The 2,186-nt window shown below is 47.0% G+C and carries 1 protein-coding gene; it reads left to right on the top strand.

Features of this window, described 5'->3' with window-relative positions:
• Positions 1–306: 306 nt before the first annotated feature.
• Positions 307–2,186, top strand: a 1,880-nt coding sequence (locus BLX24_RS30035; RefSeq protein WP_071506874.1) for an ABC transporter permease, incomplete at its 3' end; no start/stop codon positions are given.

The following is a 2,186-nucleotide window of genomic DNA, read 5'->3' as shown; positions in this document are numbered from 1 at the left end:
AGAAACCCGGTATCGTCCCTGCGATCCGAGTAGAGCCGCAACATCTTGCGGTTACTCTCAGCATGTCCCATTGCGGACGAGTCTTGTCCGCTAACGGACATTGTGTAGCTGTTTTCATTAAGAAAAGCCCGCTTCTCAGCCAGAAGCGGGCTTTTTTGTAGTATGGCAAAGGAATTGCTTCAATAAAACAAATTAACATATAAGTTAATTTTACATAATTCTTTGATTGTTGATCTCTGGATACAACCTTAATCTACACAATATCAAAGAAATCAGTTAAGGCTACACTTAATTTTCCGACTTCCTATGATCCGTAATTATTTCATTATTGCATTCCGGCAACTGTGGAAAACCCGCCTCTTCAGTACATTGAATATTATCGGACTGATGGTGGGCCTGTCCGTAAGTACCTTCATTGCCATATATGTCTGGCATGAGTTCCATTACGATAATTTCGAGCCCTTTGCTAACCGTACGTATCGCATACTAACCGTCTCAGAGATGGGAGGTCAGGAAAACGCTACAACCGGATTCATGCAAAATTTTGGTCCAAAACTGAAAAAGGAAATTCCTGAAGCAGACGGTATGTTTCGCTATTGTCAAGGATACATAACTGTACTGAACTCCTCAAAGAGCTCACTATCTGAAAAAAGCGAAATAGGTTTTGCCGATCGGTCAATACTCTCCATTCTCGGTCTGCCACTTCTGTATGGTAATCCGGAAACAGCTTTGGCGGAACCCGGTCAGATCGTCTTGACACGGCCAATGGCCGAAAAATATTTTGGCCGGCAAAACCCTGTAGGCCAGGTTATTTTATACGGTAACCAGTATCCGCTAACGGTTTCTGCAGTACTTGACGATTGGCCAACTAATTCCGTTTTTCATTTTAGCGGGTTGATTTCTCTGACGTCGATGCCCATGTTAAGTCCGGACTTAAAGAGTACGTATGAAAAATCCATTTTTCTGGAGACATACGTAGTCCTCCGCCCGGATGCTGACCTTCACCGTGTTGAGCAAAAGCTGAGTACCATCCAGAAAAGCCTTCAACCAAATTCAAAAGCGCACATTATTCTGGAAGCCTTATCAGATCTGCATCTTAATAGCCGGATCGCTTCGAAAGAAACCCGCCAGACACTGTACATTCTATTGTCGATTTCGCTGGTGATTCTGGCCCTGGCTGTGATTAACTATATCAGCCTCACCACCGCACGGGCCACCAAGCGCGCCCGCGAGGTGGGTGTCCGGAAAGCCATCGGCGGACAACGGTCTGAGCTTATCGCCCAGTTCTTTACTGAGTCCTTCCTGACTACCGCCATTGCCTTTGTCCTTTCGTTGCTGTTGCTACAACTGCTGTTTCCGTGGGCCAACAGCACCCTTGGCCTGAAAATGGATAACCGTGTACTGACGCAAGCACCTTACTGGGGGTTGATGTTCGGACTGTGGCNGCTGGCGGGTGGTTATCCGGCCCTGCTGCTGTCCGGGTTCCAGCCTGCGCCGGTCCTCAAAGGCACAGGAATTGGGCGGCAAAGCGGTACCGGTGTCCGGCAGGTCTTTACCATCATTCAGTTTACGGCTTGTATCGGACTGCTGATTTGTAGTCTCGTCTTTTATACTCAAACACGTTATTTGCGAACCCAACACATAGGCATTAACCGCGATCAGATCCTCTCCCTGAGCATCAGTAAGGACATGGCTCCCAAATTCGGCATTTTGCGCGATGCAATCCGGCAATGGGCCGGCCCGCACCATGTTGCAGCCTGTAACACCCGGCTATTTAGCCATCAGAGCGCGACATGGTACATGGATGTGGAGAAAACAAAAAAAGAAATAAGCTTAAAATGGCTACAGGTCGACAAAAACTTTTTCAGTTTATTAGGGGCAAAGTGGATATATAAGCCTGAAAACTGGGACAGCAAAACAGACGTAAAAGCCTTGACAATCTTCAATCAGGCATTGTTAAAAGAGGCAGATGTCAGAGGAAATCCACTGCGGCAACCAGCCCCATTCAAGGATTTGAAAACCGACGGCGTTATCAATGATTTTCACATTGGCAGCCTGCATACCTCAATTACCCCTATGATGTTTACTGTCTTCAGTGACACCGTCCGAAGTTTTCCTGAATACGACATCAATCTGCTGGTGAAACTTCCGGCATACACCGATGTGCCGCAGGCGATGGATCAGCT

The sequence above is a fragment of the Arsenicibacter rosenii genome (genome assembly GCF_001870735.1).
GTDB lineage: Bacteria > Bacteroidota > Bacteroidia > Cytophagales > Spirosomataceae > Arsenicibacter > Arsenicibacter rosenii.
The sequence above is the reverse complement of the archived record's forward strand: the minus strand, read 5'-3'. Positions and strand labels throughout refer to the sequence as shown.